The organism is Escherichia sp. WS1368, from assembly GCF_046487485.1.
GTDB lineage: Bacteria > Pseudomonadota > Gammaproteobacteria > Enterobacterales > Enterobacteriaceae > Escherichia > Escherichia coli.
Map to the genome: position 1 here is coordinate 416,820 of NZ_JBJQJI010000002.1, position 14,799 is coordinate 431,618.

A 14,799-nucleotide genomic window follows, 5' to 3' on the forward strand; every position below is an offset into this window, starting at 1 on the left:
GCTAAAACTCGAACTGATAGAGCAAATCCAGTGCCTGGTCTACACCAGACACGGCTTCCAGATATAGCTTAGGCATCAGGCGATAACGTAACGTGAGTGTTGCTATAGAGTCAAATATACCCACGCCGTATTTCACTTGCAGACCTGGCAATACATAGCCGCTGACCACTACCTGGGAGGAGTCGCCTACTCCCTGGGTGTCGAGCGCTAAATTGCTTACGCCAAACGTCTCGCCGATTTTACCCACAATCTGGCCACTTTGCGCAACCCCCAGGCCAATCAGCATTGAGGTCATCGCCGCACTGTCGCTCTGATCGCTCTCCAGCCCTTGTCCACGTAGCAAATAAGACAATGCAGCTTGTTGCGACATAGCCGGGTCAGAGAAGATCTCCGCTTTCGGTTCGTCCGCCAGACCAGTGACGCGAACTCCGGCGATTACGTCGTCTTCTGTAGCATCCGGGTTACGAATAGCTTCAATATTAAGATACGGTTGATCTGGCGGACCAGAGAACAGTAGCTCACCCTTACGCACAATCAGATCCTGACCATAGGCATGGAAGCGCCCTTCAGGGATGTTGATCTGCCCGTTCAGGCCCAGCCCTTGTTTGTCCTGAACGACGTTAAGATCGCCCGTCAGCCGCGCTTTCAGGCCAAAGGCGTCAATGCGCACATTGTTGCCAACGTGGACAATCAGGTTACTGTTAATCGGAATCGACGCCGTTTTCGGCTCTTCCGGTTGCAGGTTATCGTTAAGCATCACCACATCGCTGGAGACGCCTACTGCGCTTTCCGGCAGATCGTGCACCACGATGCGCGCCCACGGGACATCCACGCGACCATCGAGGGTAAACAGGTTTGGTGTAGCCTCGAATACAACATCTGGCGATACATCCATTCGTACCATCGGCGGCACGGTGATCCGCACTTTACTGCCTTTCGCCGTTACTCGTGCCCGCCAGTTTTCAATTTGGCTCCAGTCGGCATCACCGTTCAGGTAGATTTCACCCTGCTGGGTCCGTACTGTACCGGCAAGCGTCGAGCGCATACCGTTAAAGTTGACCGCAAGCTGGCTCGGCTGCATATCAAACGGCATAAAGTTGCCGTCGATATCCACACCCGTAACCTGAAGCTGACCAAACAACTGCGGGCTTTGCACATCACCACCCAGACGCAAGTTGGCACTCACCATCCCCGCTGCTTTTTCCCCACGGGTAAAGATGGGGTTTATCATCGCAAGGTTGAAGTTACGGATATTGACGTTGCCACCAAGATTACGGCGGCCTTGCGGATCGGTCACCTGCACCTGTCCATCAAACTGGCCGTTATTGGTCAGGCGGATGGTCCAGCCCAATTCGGCACGGTTGTTACGCAATTCCGCCGTCAGATTCAGTGTCTGAAACGCCACCGGCAGCGCCGCATCGTTGACGGTTTGCGTTACCTGCACGTTACGCCCCGAAAGGGTGATACTGCCCTGCGGCAGCCCCTCTTTCGTGGTGTCCCAGGCAACATCCGCTTTACCCGTGAAGATACCGCTGGCCTGAGTGGTTTCTGGCATAAACGGTTTCAGCATGGCGAGGTCGAAGCGGTTGAGATTCACCACCGCACGCCCTTCGGCCCCCGCATCGATAGTTTGCGGCACGCACAGTTCCGCATTCGGGTTAAGCCAGCAGTGTGGCCCGATGCTGATTTTTTGCTCCTTATTGCGGTAATCCAGCGCAATATCGCGGGTCAGCGACCACGGGCCGACCGGCGTCTGGAAGCGGGTATTGCTAAGAGTTCCCTTCCAGCGTTCTTCTTTGCGATCAAAACTTCCTGCCAGATTAAGCTGCCCGGAGACAGGCTCGCCCTGAATCCGCAACTGTAGCTCGTGCTGCTTTTCGCTGCCTTTGGCATTCAGGGTGACGAGGTTGATATTTACATCCGGCTGCGAAATTTGCTCAACGCGTACGTCGAGTTTCCCGGCGATCTGATCGGTGGATTTAATGTCGCCTTCCACGCGAACCTGCGCCACGGAAAGTTCCTGCCAGCGCAGGCCGCGCGCGGTGATATCTGCCAGTAGTTGTGGCGCTTCCACCGTGCCGCGTACTTTCACCAGCCCTTTCGCTGTACCGCCAAGCCCCGGCAGCGCGTTATCCAGCCCCGGCGCGTTGATGGTGGCATCAAGATTGAGATCTTTTACCCCCAGCTCGCCTTTCACTTCGGCACTGTTTGGCCCGAGTTCCAGATGAAGCCCAGGGATCATCCACTGCATATAACTGTTGCCTTTCAGCGTACCGTCAACGTTCACTTTGTTCTGTTTGACGTTACCGGTCAGCTTCAGTTCTGGCACCTCCATCTGCCAGGTGCCGCCGTACAGGCTACCGCGGGTTTTAATCAAGCCATTGAGTTTCGACGGCCACTCCGGGAACTCTTTGGCGGTGTTAATGCCATTAAGCGTTAGCTCACCGCGCCAACTAATGGCCTGCTGCCAGTCGAGCAACGCCTTGAGTTCAGTTTTCCCTTCCAGCGCCGCGACGGTGAGTTTGTCGAGATTGACCTGCTGTTCATTACCTTTGGCATCAAGGGTAATGGTGGCTGGCGGGATCTCCTGTCCCTTCACTGCCGTACGCATAGAGAGCGTGTAATCGGTCATTTTGCCGGTAAGTTTCAGTTTCAGATCATCCGCCTGATACTGCTTCTCACCAGTGAACGGCCAGTAAAGCTGTTTGCTGTTCACTTCCACGTTGAGCGGCAATCCGGCTTCCGCCAGTCGCGTCTGGGCGCGTAAATCCATATCCACCGGACCGGAAAGATTAACGCCAATCTCCAGCTGTTCGCGCAGCGCGCCACCCACTTTTAGCTTCACTTTTTCACCTTTCAACGGCTCCACGTTCAGTGTGCTGTTGAGGGTGATATCCACCGGCCAGTTGTCTGACAGCTGCGCCGTGCCGCTGGCGTTGACGATCCCCTGGTTGGAATCGATATCCAGGGCGTCCAGTTTAGTATTGCCGTCAATGCTGCTCACTTTCAGCAGCATGGTGCGCACGGTGATGTCCGTGTCGCCCGTCACGCGTAACTGCTCGCCTTTAAACTCTTCAATGTTCAGGTTAAGCGGCAAATGCACGTCGGTCATTTCCGGCAATACCGGGCGAGAAAAGAGATCTTTCAGCGTTTCGCCGAGCGGCTTTTCCTCCGGCTGCGGATTTTCAATTTTCGGTTCGACCACTTCTTCCTGCGCCACTTCCGCCACTTTCGGCAGAGCAATCAGCAGGCCTTTCAGCGACGTCGGTTTCAGGGTCAGGGTTTTCTCCTGCCAGTTCAGGCCGGAGGTGAAGTCCATCACCGACACCGTGGTGTCATCAATCTTGATGTTGACGTTGTCCAGCGCCACCCGTGTCAGGGTGATGGGATACGGCGTGGAGAGATCCAGCGGACCGCTATCTTCCTCTTCTTCAACCTGTTCAGAAGGAGGCATTTTTTTACTGTCGATGTTGACCTGAATGTCTTTCAGCGCCAGGTCATTAATACAAACGCTACTGTTCCACAGGCACTCAAGCCCGACCGCCAGATGCAGATTGCCCGCTTTTACCGCCACGCCTGGCTGCTCATAACGAACGTCAGACAAGGTGAGATCGCGCCAGCCGCCGGTGACCTTGCCAATATCCAGTCCTGGCACCCAGCGATCCGCCGCTTTAAATACCAGATGCAGGCCGCTGGTGGTGCCCACCAGAAACGCCACCGATCCCAGCAACAGTAAGATAACGATAACCACGCCGAGGCTGATTTTTTTCCATAAACTCATAATTCTGGCCCCAGACCGATGTAAAACTGTAACCCGTGCTCGTCTTTATCCGCGACCGGTACGGCAAAATCGAGTTTGATTGGCCCGACCGGCGATTCCCAGCGTACGCCGACCCCGGTACCGGTTTTAAAGTCGCTGCGGCGAATATCGCTTACCGCTTCGCCACTATCGACAAACACCGCGCCCCACCATTTTCCGGTCACGTTGTACTGGTATTCCAGCGATCCGGTTATCAGCTTCGAGGCCCCTTTCAGGTCACCGTTGGCGTATTTCGGGGCGATAGATTTGTATTTGTAGCCGCGAATACTGCGATCGCCCCCGGCGAAGAAACGCAGATCCGGCGGTACTTTGTCGAAATCACCCGTTTCAATCCAGCCCAGCGTGCCGCGTGTCACAAAACGATGGCGATCGTACAGTGTGCGGATCCAGACGTTCTGCGCCTGGAAAACGGAGAAATCGACATCTGAGCCCCAGGCCGTGTTGGAGTAGTCGATAGAGTAGCGTTGCGAGTCGCCCCAGGTTGGCATCAGGCCACCACGAGAACGCGTGCGGCTAATCATCACCCCAGGATAAAACAGCATCGTGGTGTTGGTAATTTCACCCTGGGTAAAGTGGTCGAGGCTCCAGCGCAGGTTAATGGCACGCTGCCAGCCGCTGGAGAGATCCCAGTAGCGAGAAGCCACCAGCGTAGTGGAGTCAGATTCGGTATCGTTCAGGTCAGTGCGCTTAAAACCGCCCTGCACCAAATAATATTGTTCCAGTGGATTCTTCAGCAGCGGCATTTTATAGCTGAAGTCGAGGGTCTGTTCCGGCGCGGAAATACTGGTACTGGTGGTCAGACTGTGACCATAAGAGTTCATCCACGGCTTTTTCCACGTCGCTTTCACGCGCGGTCCCACGTCCGTAGAGTAACCGACCCCGGTTTCGATGGTGTTTTCAGTTCGCGGCGAAACCACGCCCGTCAAGGGTAATACTTTCGTTTCGCGCGCTTTATCAAATTGTGGAGCCACCACCACCGAGTTAAACCAGCCGGTAGCAGAAAGTCGGCGGTTCAGTTCCGCCAGATCTTTCGATTCGTACTCATCGCCCTCTTTAAACGGCACCAGATTTTGCAGGTATTCATCGCGGATTTGTGATCCTTCAAAGGTCACATGCCCAAAGCGGTAACGTTCGCCACTGTTATAATCAATATCCCAGAAGGCTTTATGCAGGCCGAGCGCAATGCCCAGCTGCGCTTTGGTAAATTCGCTATCGAAATAACCTTTACGCAACGCAATGCTGGTTAAGGACTTTTTGAAATTTTCATAATCGCCCTGGTTCAGCACCGTGCCAATAGCCGGGCGAGTATCGAGCAATTTCAAATAGTCTTTATCGGTCCGCGCGCCGCCGCGCAATACCACATCGGTGCCGCCAATTAACACCGGCACACCTGGCGTGACTTTGGCGATCAATACCTGCCGCCCTTTCTTTGGCGGTGGACGGAGATCAAATTCAATGGTCGGCTGGTAATAACCCAGCGCTTTCAGACCTTCACGGATGGCATCATCGACGCGTGCGCGAAAGCGACGGTCTGGCGTCACTTCATCACTTTCAATCGTAGAAAGCTGCGCACGAACGTTCTTTTCCAGCTGTCCCGATAACCCCTCGACCTGTAGACGGACGTTCGCGGCGACGGCAGATCCGCTTAAGCAGAGTAAGCTTACACAGCATAACTGTCGGATATAGCGCACATTTTCTCCTGAATATCCTTTTTTCCTGCCCCTGGAACGCCGTTAAACGGCTTAACAAAAATCCAGTAATATGGATTAAAAAGCAGACTAAACCCCAAATATTTCTTATGTTTTACTTTAGACCTATTCACGGTGGTTATTGTGTGCAAATACGCCTCTTGTTACAACCTTAACCCCAATGACCGATTTTCGGGAGAGCGACACCATGAGTTTATTTGATAAAAAGCATCTGGTTTCCCCCGCCGATGCCCTGCCTGGACGTAACACCCCGATGCCCGTAGCCACGCTGCATGCGGTCAACGGTCACTCAATGACCAATGTACCTGACGGAATGGAGATTGCCATTTTTGCGATGGGTTGTTTCTGGGGTGTGGAGCGTCTGTTCTGGCAGTTACCCGGCGTTTACAGCACCGCCGCAGGCTATACCGGCGGCTATACGCCAAATCCGACTTATCGGGAAGTGTGCTCCGGTGATACGGGTCATGCCGAAGCGGTACGCATTGTTTACGATCCTTCCGTCATCAGCTATGAGCAGTTGCTACAGGTATTTTGGGAGAATCACGATCCCGCCCAGGGAATGCGTCAGGGCAATGACCACGGCACGCAGTATCGTTCAGCGATTTATCCGCTGACCCCAGAACAGGATGCCGCAGCTCGCGCCAGTCTGGAACGTTTTCAGGCGGCGATGCTTGCCGCCGATGACGATCGTCACATCACCACGGAAATCGCTAACGCCACACCGTTTTATTATGCCGAAGATGACCACCAGCAATATCTGCATAAAAACCCGTATGGTTACTGTGGAATTGGCGGAATTGGCGTCTGTCTGCCACCGGAAGCATAGCGTTACGGGTACAAATGTAGATTGTTGATAAAGTGCTCTTTGTCTATGCCTGATGCGGCGTAAACGACTTACCAGGCCTACAAAATCGTCCAAATTCAATATATTGCAAGGACTGCGTAGGCCTGATCGGCATAGCGTATCAGGCAGTTTTGCATTTTTCAGCTGTCTGAATTTTAACCCTCTGGCGGCTTTACAGTACCTTACGCTATACTAGCCACTGAAAATGCCGGTTCACTTTCTTCGAATCGGCTTTCAATGTGTATTTCACACAAATTAATCAACTTCCCCTTCCGAGGATCTGGCCTGAAAGGTCGGATAAGATATGTTAAACAGTATTTTAGTCATACTCTGCTTGATCGCTGTAAGTGCGTTCTTCTCGATGTCCGAGATCTCGCTTGCCGCCTCACGCAAAATCAAACTTAAACTGCTGGCTGATGAAGGCAATATAAATGCCCAACGCGTTCTGAATATGCAGGAAAATCCCGGCATGTTCTTTACCGTGGTCCAAATCGGTCTGAACGCAGTGGCGATTCTCGGCGGTATCGTCGGTGATGCGGCATTTTCTCCAGCTTTTCACAGCCTGTTCTCCCGCTATATGTCGGCAGAGCTCTCTGAGCAACTGAGCTTTATTCTCTCTTTCTCGTTAGTGACTGGCATGTTTATCCTGTTTGCGGATTTAACCCCGAAACGCATCGGTATGATTGCGCCAGAAGCTGTGGCTTTGCGTATCATCAACCCGATGCGCTTCTGCCTGTACGTTTGCACCCCGCTGGTGTGGTTCTTCAACGGCCTGGCGAACATAATCTTCCGTATTTTCAAACTGCCAATGGTACGTAAAGATGACATCACTTCTGATGACATCTACGCGGTAGTGGAAGCCGGTGCGCTGGCGGGCGTGTTACGTAAACAGGAACACGAGCTGATTGAAAACGTCTTTGAACTGGAATCCCGTACCGTTCCGTCGTCAATGACACCGCGTGAAAACGTGATTTGGTTTGATCTCCACGAAGATGAGCAAAGTCTGAAGAATAAGGTGGCGGAACATCCGCACTCTAAGTTCCTCGTCTGTAATGAAGATATTGACCACATCATCGGCTATGTCGATTCTAAAGACCTGCTGAACCGCGTGCTGGCTAACCAAAGCCTGGCACTGAACAGCGGCGTACAAATTCGCAACACGCTGATTGTGCCGGATACGTTAACCCTTTCAGAGGCGTTGGAAAGTTTTAAAACCGCAGGTGAAGACTTCGCGGTGATCATGAACGAGTACGCGCTGGTAGTGGGGATCATCACCCTCAACGACGTGATGACCACGCTGATGGGCGATCTGGTCGGCCAGGGGCTGGAAGAGCAGATTGTCGCCCGTGATGAGAACTCATGGCTGATTGACGGCGGCACTCCGATTGACGACGTCATGCGCGTGCTGGATATTGACGAATTCCCGCAGTCGGGCAACTACGAAACCATCGGCGGCTTTATGATGTTTATGCTGCGTAAGATCCCGAAACGCACCGATTCGGTGAAATTCGCCGGCTACAAATTTGAAGTGGTGGATATCGATAACTACCGCATCGACCAGCTGCTGGTGACCCGGATCGACAGCAAGGCCACCGCCCTTTCGCCAAAACTGCCTGACGCTAAAGATAAAGAAGAAAGCGTCGCGTAACCCCCAGAAACATCAACGGCTCCTGAATCAGGAGCCGTCTTATTACTGCATAGCACTTTGGTTAAGCCATCTCTGTTTGCAGACGCATAACCTGACGGTTAACTTCGGACATCACTGACAAATGCAGCTTATCCTTCACTTTTGGGATAAGAATCTTACCCTTATCAAATTCAAAAGCGCCAACGTCCTTGATGTATAACCGTCCACGGAACAGGATCTTTACGTACTTCGCCACCTGAAGTGGGTTGTACCGTTGGAAAATTTTCATTGTTATCTCCTGCTGAGTATTACGCCTGTGCGGTGCCACAATCGGCCCAACTATTATGAGGCGCAAATTTTAATGCTTAGTGACTATAGACTATCCGGGCAATGTTTCCACCGCGTATAACTTTTTTTACCTAAAGGTTACAATTATTCAGAATTATCTTTTTACCGAAGCGCGGTCTTCAGTATAAGCATTCATTTTTCATATGATTTGTGCGCTTGACCGCAAACTGGCATCACACTTGCGGGAAATTCGATAAATAGCACATATGATTAAAACTCAGACCCAAGTGGTCGGATCACCTGCATATCATAAGAAGGAAACACCATGACCCTACGCAAGATTCTGGCACTCACCTGCCTGCTGTTGCCGATGATGGCTTCCGCACATCAGTTCGAAACCGGTCAGCGAGTGCCGCCGATTGGCATTACCGATCGGGGCGAGTTGGTGCTTGATAAAGATCAGTTTAGCTACAAAACCTGGAACAGCGCGCAGTTAGTGGGAAAAGTGCGAGTACTGCAACATATTGCTGGTCGCACCTCTGCAAAAGAGAAAAACGCGACGCTGATTGAAGCGATTAAATCAGCGAAGTTACCGCACGATCGTTACCAGACCACCACCATTGTTAACACCGACGACGCAATTCCGGGTTCCGGCATGTTTGTGCGCAGCAGTCTGGAGAGTAATAAAAAGCTTTATCCCTGGTCGCAGTTTATTGTCGATAGCAATGGCGTCGCGCGCGGTGCCTGGCAGCTGGATGAAGAAAGTTCCGCTGTAGTGGTGCTGGATAAAGACGGTCGCGTGCAATGGGCCAAAGACGGGGCGCTCACACAGGAAGAGGTGCAGCAAGTGATGGACCTGCTGCAAAAGTTGCTCAAATAATGGCAATAACATAAATTCTGCAAAAATAATTTTCCCCTATCGTTATCTATGGGATAGGGGAATTAAGTCTCTGAGTTCTTACGCCGAACTCATACTGGTAACGCTAGTTGCTCTTTTTTAAACGCCTCAATGGTCGATTTATATTTCTCGCAAATCTTTTCTTTGGTAATATCACTATCTGCGGCCAGATTCGCACTTACTATCGCATCCACTTGTTCGGCTAATTCGACTTGTTGGCAACCTGCATTAACCAGAAAATTATAAATAAGAGAGTAATCTTCATCCTCCAAAACAACAGAGGAACCATTACGAAAACTTTCATCCCCTCCATAGATTTTAAGCGCAAAGCCCAAAGATTCTATGACTATGGCAAAATTATCATCAATTATTTTTTCGTAAATATACCATCCATCGCATTCTTTAATTCCACCTCCTGGTATTTGGAGTTCAAATTTACCCCGTTTTAATTTGCTTACTATATCCTCCAATAAGGCATAACCTAAACACACGTCACCAATCGCCTGGTGAATATAACCTTTAATCCTTTTCGGTATGTCAGACTGTTTTTTCTGTAGAATATCCCAGGCATACAATCGTCTGTTTTGTTCTAACGGAAATTCACGGTTTTTGAAATCCATGAATGAGTTATATTCATTTATTGTTATGGGTATTTCTTCGTATTCAAATCCACTACCTCGCAATGTCATTGTATATTCGGCACCGTTATCTTTAAGACTGAAACTGATAAGAAACTTATCCATGGCGTTAACAGTTTCATTTTTTGATGAAAGCACCTGATAACTACTTTTATCAATCTGAGTTGCGCAACGAAAGAACTCCCGCAAAGTTAACAGGCTATCATAATTCGAAATCCAATCTTTTTTCTTAAATGCATGATGGATGTTGTTAAAAAGATTGTTTGAATGTGTTTTTGTATACGAAGACTTTACAAATAACTCCACCGCACCAATAAAATTATTGTGTCTGATCCTGGGTAACATATGGCTACCTTATTTTATTTGGTTATTTTATGTCGCCATTAAATATCTCATTATAGAAGTAAACTATCAAAAAACGCTCATTATTAAAATGTAACTTATTAGCAATTGAATTTTTGCACTTTAAATACAATCTCTTTTTATTTATAACTTTTTAGGTTGGAAGAAATCAGGATGGCAGAATCAGGAAATACACTGTTTCTGCCATCTGAATTTAGTAAATAGACACTCTGAACCCCGGATTCAGGAACGACTCGCGCGGAGTGTAATCCAGCGGTTTACCCTGCCAGTCGTGAACGTGCGCTCCGGCAGCTGCAGCCACAGCATGTCCAGCGGCGGTGTCCCAAATATTCGTTGGTCCGAAGCGCGGGTACAGCTGCGCCTGTCCTTCCGCCACCAGGCAGAATTTCAGCGAAGAGCCGATGGACGTGGTCTGATGTTCGCCAAGCTGTTGCAGATACTCTTTCAGCTCCGCATCCGCATGGGAACGGCTGATCACCACCAGCGGCGGGCGCGCATCGCGGACCTGAATCTGCTTGCGCACACCGCACTCTTCTTTCCACGCTTTGCCTTCTGCCGCGCTGTACATTACGTTCATTACCGGCGCATACACCACGCCTAAAATCGGTTTGCCATGGTCAATGAGCGCAATGTTAACGGTGAATTCGCCATTACGTTTAATAAACTCTTTAGTACCATCCAGTGGGTCTACCAGCCAGTAACGCTGCCAGTGCTGACGGACTTCCCAACCGGGAGGATCTTCTTCAGAAAGGACCGGAATATCCGGTGTCAGCGTACGTAAACCGTCCATGATAACGGTGTGTGCGGCAATATCCGCTGCCGTTACCGGGGAATTGTCCGCTTTGCTGACGACGTCCATCGGTTTCGTCCCGTCGTAGACCTGCATAATGGCATCGCCTGCATTCCGTGCAAGCTGGCATACTTGATCTAACATTTCTCCACCTCGTCTCTGTGAGCGGTGTTAACTTATTGTTTTACTTATACCCTATCGTTAATGAATGCGCCAACTGTGATAGTGTCATCATTTTCAAAGCGTAAAATTGTGGCATTCTTCACTGTTCTATAAGTAAGACGTTTATTCTCCCTTTTCTTTCGTATTCCCGATGATAAAAGGATGTCCCTGATGATTAAGTTTAGCGCAACGCTCCTGGCCACGCTGATTGCCGCCAGTGTGAATGCAGCGACGGTCGATCTGCGTATCATGGAAACCACTGATCTGCATAGCAACATGATGGATTTCGATTATTACAAAGACACCGCCACGGAAAAATTCGGACTGGTACGTACGGCAAGCCTGATTAACGATGCCCGCAATGAAGTGAAAAACAGCGTACTGGTCGATAACGGCGATTTGATTCAGGGGAGTCCGCTGGCCGATTACATGTCGGCGAAAGGATTAACAGCAGGTGATGTTCATCCGGTTTATAAGGCGCTGAATACGCTGGATTATACGGTCGGTACACTCGGCAATCATGAATTTAACTACGGTCTGGATTACCTGAAAAATGCGCTGGCGGGAGCGAAATTCCCTTATGTAAATGCCAACGTCATTGACGCCAGAACCAAACAGCCAATGTTTACACCGTATTTAATTAAAGATACCGAAGTGGTCGATAAAGACGGAAAAAAACAGACGCTGAAGATTGGCTATATTGGCGTCGTGCCGCCACAAATCATGGGCTGGGATAAAGCTAATTTATCCGGGAAAGTGACGGTGAATGATATTACCGAAACCGTGCGCAAATACGTGCCTGAAATGCGCGAGAAAGGTGCCGATGTTGTTGTCGTTCTGGCACATTCCGGGCTGTCTGCCGATCCGTATAAAGTGATGGCGGAAAACTCAGTTTATTACCTCAGTGAAATTCCGGGCGTTAACGCCATTATGTTTGGCCATGCTCACGCCGTTTTCCCGGGTAAAGATTTTGCTGATATCGAAGGGGCTGATATCGCCAAAGGCACGCTGAATGGTGTTCCGGCGGTAATGCCAGGCATGTGGGGCGATCATCTTGGGGTGGTCGACTTACAACTCAGTAATGACAGCGGTAAATGGCAGGTGACGCAGGCGAAAGCGGAAGCACGGCCGATTTACGATATCGCTAATAAAAAATCACTCGCAGCGGAAGACAGCAAGCTGGTAGAAACACTCAAAGCCGATCACGATGCCACACGCCAGTTCGTCAGCAAGCCAATCGGTAAATCTGCCGACAATATGTATAGCTATCTGGCGCTGGTGCAGGACGATCCGACCGTGCAGGTGGTGAACAACGCGCAAAAAGCGTATGTCGAGCATTACATTCAGGGCGATCCGGATCTGGCAAAACTGCCGGTGCTTTCAGCTGCCGCACCGTTTAAAGTCGGTGGTCGCAAAAATGACCCGGCAAGCTATGTGGAGGTGGAAAAAGGCCAGTTGACCTTCCGTAATGCCGCCGATCTTTATCTCTATCCCAATACGCTGATTGTGGTGAAAGCCAGCGGTAAAGAGGTGAAAGAGTGGCTGGAGTGCTCCGCCGGACAGTTTAACCAGATTGATCCCAACAGCACGAAACCACAGTCACTCATCAACTGGGATGGTTTCCGCACTTATAACTTTGATGTTATTGATGGTGTGAATTATCAGATTGATGTTACCCAGCCCGCCCGTTATGACGGCGAGTGCCAGATGATTAATGCCAATGCGGAAAGGATTAAGAACCTGACCTTTAATGGCAAGCCGATTGATCCGAACGCTATGTTCCTCGTTGCCACCAATAACTATCGCGCTTACGGCGGCAAATTTGCCGGGACGGGCGACAGCCATATCGCTTTTGCTTCACCGGATGAGAACCGCTCGGTGCTGGCAGCGTGGATTGCTGATGAGTCGAAACGTGCGGGGGAAATTCACCCGGCGGCAGATAACAACTGGCGTTTAGCACCGATAGCTGCCGATAAGAAACTGGATATCCGTTTCGAAACTTCCCCGTCAGATAAAGCCGCAGCGTTTATTAAAGAGAAAGGGCAGTATCCGATGAATAAAGTCGCGACCGATGATATCGGGTTTGCGATTTATCAGGTGGATTTGAGTAAGTAAAACACTTCTTTTTCGGCCTATAAATCATCAACCGCATCCGGCATTTATTGGCGGATGCGATGCTGGCGCATCTTATCCGCCCTACAAGCCATGAACCGTCGACCGGATAAGCGCAGCGCAGCCGGCAGTTATGCCGCACGTTCATCCCGCACCGCCAACACCTCGGGCAAATTCAACTCAATCCAGTCCGCCAGTGCAGCAACCTTTTCACTCACCTGCTCGCCCAGTGGCGTGAGGCTGTATTCAACATGCGGCGGCACCACCGGATACGCGATACGGTTAAGAAAACCATCCTGCTCTAGCGCCTGTAACGACTGCGCAAGCATCTTTTCACTCACCCCGCCCATTTTGCGCCGCAGGTCGCTAAAGCGATGAGTACCTTCGCGTAGCGCCACCAGAATCAACACCCCCCAACGGCTGGTGACGTGTTTCAACACCTCGCGCGACGGGCACTGTTCCGCAAAGAGATTGCCCTCTTTCAGTTGTTGCGACAGGCTAACCTGACTCATTTCATACTTACCTTTTTGTACGTACTTACTAAAAGTAAGTTTAGGTGTTAGCGTATTTAAACACAAGACAAAACGATGGAGACTTCCCATGATCGCTATTACTGGTGCCACTGGCCAACTTGGTCAGTATGTTATTGAATCCTTGATGAAAACGGTTCCTGCCAGCCAAATAGTGGCTATCGTTCGTAATCCGGCAAAAGCCCAGGCACTGACAGCACAAGGCATTACCGTGCGTCAGGCTGACTACGGCGATGAAGCCGCACTGACATCTGCACTTCAGGGAGTGGAAAAACTACTGCTGATCTCTTCCAGCGAAGTGGGTCAACGTGCCCCGCAGCATCGTAATGTTATTAATGCCGCAAAGGCGGCTGGCGTGAAATTTATCGCTTATACCAGCCTGCTACATGCAGATACCTCCCCGCTCGGCCTCGCCGATGAGCACATCGAGACGGAGAAAATGCTGGCTGATTCTGGCATCGTTTACACCCTGCTGCGCAACGGCTGGTACAGCGAAAACTACCTCGCCAGCGCCCCGGCAGCACTGGAACACGGCGTATTTATCGGTGCGGCGGGCGATGGCAAAATCGCCTCAGCAACGCGGGCAGATTATGCGGCAGCTGCGGCACGCGTGATTAGCGAAGCCGGTCACGAAGGCAAGGTTTACGAACTGGCGGGCGATAGTGCCTGGACGTTGACACAGTTAGCGGCAGAGCTGACCAAACAGAGCGGCAAACAGGTTACCTATCAAAATCTGAGCGAAGCCGATTTCGCCGCGGCACTGAAAAGCGTCGGACTGCCCGACGGACTGGCGGATATGCTGGCGGATTCTGACGTTGGCGCATCGAAAGGCGGTCTATTTGATGACAGCAAAACGCTTAGCAAATTGATTGGCCGCCCAACGACAACGTTAGCCGAAAGCGTAAGCCATCTTTTTAATGTTAATAACTAGTTAATTAAAGTGGCATCCTCCCGCATCCTCTCTGATAATGACGGGATGCCGGGAGCAATCATGTCTGCTTCCTGAACTTTCTTCTGA

At 50.7% G+C, this 14,799-nt stretch carries 11 protein-coding genes; 5 read left to right on the forward strand and 6 right to left on the reverse strand.

The genetic code is table 11. The annotated features are described in order from the left end of the window. Position 1: 1 nt before the first annotated feature. Both tamB and tamA read right to left on the reverse strand, forming a co-directional pair. Positions 2–3,781, reverse strand: coding sequence for an autotransporter assembly complex protein TamB (gene tamB, locus ACJHYD_RS07625; protein ID WP_000060936.1), 3,780 nt, complete (start codon positions 3,779–3,781; stop codon positions 2–4). Then, positions 3,778–5,511: an autotransporter assembly complex protein TamA gene (gene tamA / locus ACJHYD_RS07630; RefSeq protein WP_001269327.1), complete on the reverse strand. Its 1,734-nt coding sequence runs from the start codon at positions 5,509–5,511 to the stop codon at positions 3,778–3,780. Before tamA ends, tamB begins: the two co-directional genes overlap by 4 nt. Before the next feature lie 205 nt (positions 5,512–5,716). Here tamA and msrA point away from each other — a divergent pair, with 205 nt between their 5' ends. Then, positions 5,717–6,355, forward strand: coding sequence for a peptide-methionine (S)-S-oxide reductase MsrA (msrA, locus tag ACJHYD_RS07635; RefSeq protein WP_001295196.1), 639 nt, complete (start codon positions 5,717–5,719; stop codon positions 6,353–6,355). A gap of 322 nt (positions 6,356–6,677) precedes the next feature. After that, complete coding sequence (locus tag ACJHYD_RS07640; protein WP_000935036.1) at positions 6,678–8,021, forward strand: hemolysin family protein; 1,344 nt, start codon at positions 6,678–6,680, stop codon at positions 8,019–8,021. Positions 8,022–8,082: 61 nt separating this feature from the next. Here ACJHYD_RS07640 and ACJHYD_RS07645 read toward each other — a convergent pair whose 3' ends face one another. Further along, positions 8,083–8,289 (reverse strand): DUF1107 domain-containing protein, encoded by a 207-nt coding sequence (locus ACJHYD_RS07645; protein WP_000689228.1) that lies wholly within the window; start codon positions 8,287–8,289, stop codon positions 8,083–8,085. Positions 8,290–8,613: 324 nt separating this feature from the next. On the opposite strand from ACJHYD_RS07645, the gene ACJHYD_RS07650 reads away from it, so the two are divergent. Continuing rightward, positions 8,614–9,168 (forward strand): YtfJ family protein, encoded by a 555-nt coding sequence (locus tag ACJHYD_RS07650; protein ID WP_000175287.1) that lies wholly within the window; start codon positions 8,614–8,616, stop codon positions 9,166–9,168. 89 nt (positions 9,169–9,257) lie between these two features. Here ACJHYD_RS07650 and ytfI read toward each other — a convergent pair whose 3' ends face one another. Together ytfI and cysQ are read right to left on the reverse strand one after the other, a co-directional pair. After that, a complete protein-coding gene (ytfI, locus tag ACJHYD_RS07655; RefSeq protein ID WP_001719338.1) occupies positions 9,258–10,169 on the reverse strand; it encodes a protein YtfI in 912 nt (303 codons plus the stop codon). Between the two features lie 211 nt (positions 10,170–10,380). Further along, positions 10,381–11,121, reverse strand: a complete 741-nt coding sequence (gene cysQ / locus ACJHYD_RS07660; protein WP_000886909.1) for a 3'(2'),5'-bisphosphate nucleotidase CysQ — start codon at positions 11,119–11,121, stop codon at positions 10,381–10,383. 189 nt (positions 11,122–11,310) lie between these two features. On the opposite strand from cysQ, the gene cpdB reads away from it, so the two are divergent. Then, entirely contained in the window at positions 11,311–13,254 is a 1,944-nt protein-coding gene (cpdB, locus tag ACJHYD_RS07665) for a 2',3'-cyclic-nucleotide 2'-phosphodiesterase (protein ID WP_001719337.1), read from the forward strand. Positions 13,255–13,382: 128 nt separating this feature from the next. On the opposite strand, the gene ACJHYD_RS07670 is transcribed toward cpdB, so the two are convergent. After that, the gene (locus ACJHYD_RS07670; protein ID WP_001317588.1) at positions 13,383–13,763 is read right to left on the reverse strand and encodes a winged helix-turn-helix transcriptional regulator; all 381 of its coding nucleotides are present in this window, start codon (positions 13,761–13,763) and stop codon (positions 13,383–13,385) included. A gap of 88 nt (positions 13,764–13,851) precedes the next feature. Here ACJHYD_RS07670 and qorB point away from each other — a divergent pair, with 88 nt between their 5' ends. Next, complete coding sequence (gene qorB / locus ACJHYD_RS07675) at positions 13,852–14,712, forward strand: NAD(P)H:quinone oxidoreductase (RefSeq protein ID WP_001719336.1); 861 nt, start codon at positions 13,852–13,854, stop codon at positions 14,710–14,712. Positions 14,713–14,799: the final 87 nt, after the last annotated feature.

Coding starts and splice junctions, on each gene's coding strand:
- tamB (WP_000060936.1), bottom strand. CDS start 3,781: ATGAGTTTATGGAAAAAAATCAGCCTCGGCGTGGTTATCGTTATCTTA.
- msrA (WP_001295196.1), top strand. CDS start 5,717: ATGAGTTTATTTGATAAAAAGCATCTGGTTTCCCCCGCCGATGCCCTG.
- ACJHYD_RS07640 (WP_000935036.1), top strand. CDS start 6,678: ATGTTAAACAGTATTTTAGTCATACTCTGCTTGATCGCTGTAAGTGCG.
- ACJHYD_RS07645 (WP_000689228.1), bottom strand. CDS start 8,289: ATGAAAATTTTCCAACGGTACAACCCACTTCAGGTGGCGAAGTACGTA.
- ACJHYD_RS07650 (WP_000175287.1), top strand. CDS start 8,614: ATGACCCTACGCAAGATTCTGGCACTCACCTGCCTGCTGTTGCCGATG.
- ytfI (WP_001719338.1), bottom strand. CDS start 10,169: ATGTTACCCAGGATCAGACACAATAATTTTATTGGTGCGGTGGAGTTA.
- cysQ (WP_000886909.1), bottom strand. CDS start 11,121: ATGTTAGATCAAGTATGCCAGCTTGCACGGAATGCAGGCGATGCCATT.
- cpdB (WP_001719337.1), top strand. CDS start 11,311: ATGATTAAGTTTAGCGCAACGCTCCTGGCCACGCTGATTGCCGCCAGT.
- ACJHYD_RS07670 (WP_001317588.1), bottom strand. CDS start 13,763: ATGAGTCAGGTTAGCCTGTCGCAACAACTGAAAGAGGGCAATCTCTTT.
- qorB (WP_001719336.1), top strand. CDS start 13,852: ATGATCGCTATTACTGGTGCCACTGGCCAACTTGGTCAGTATGTTATT.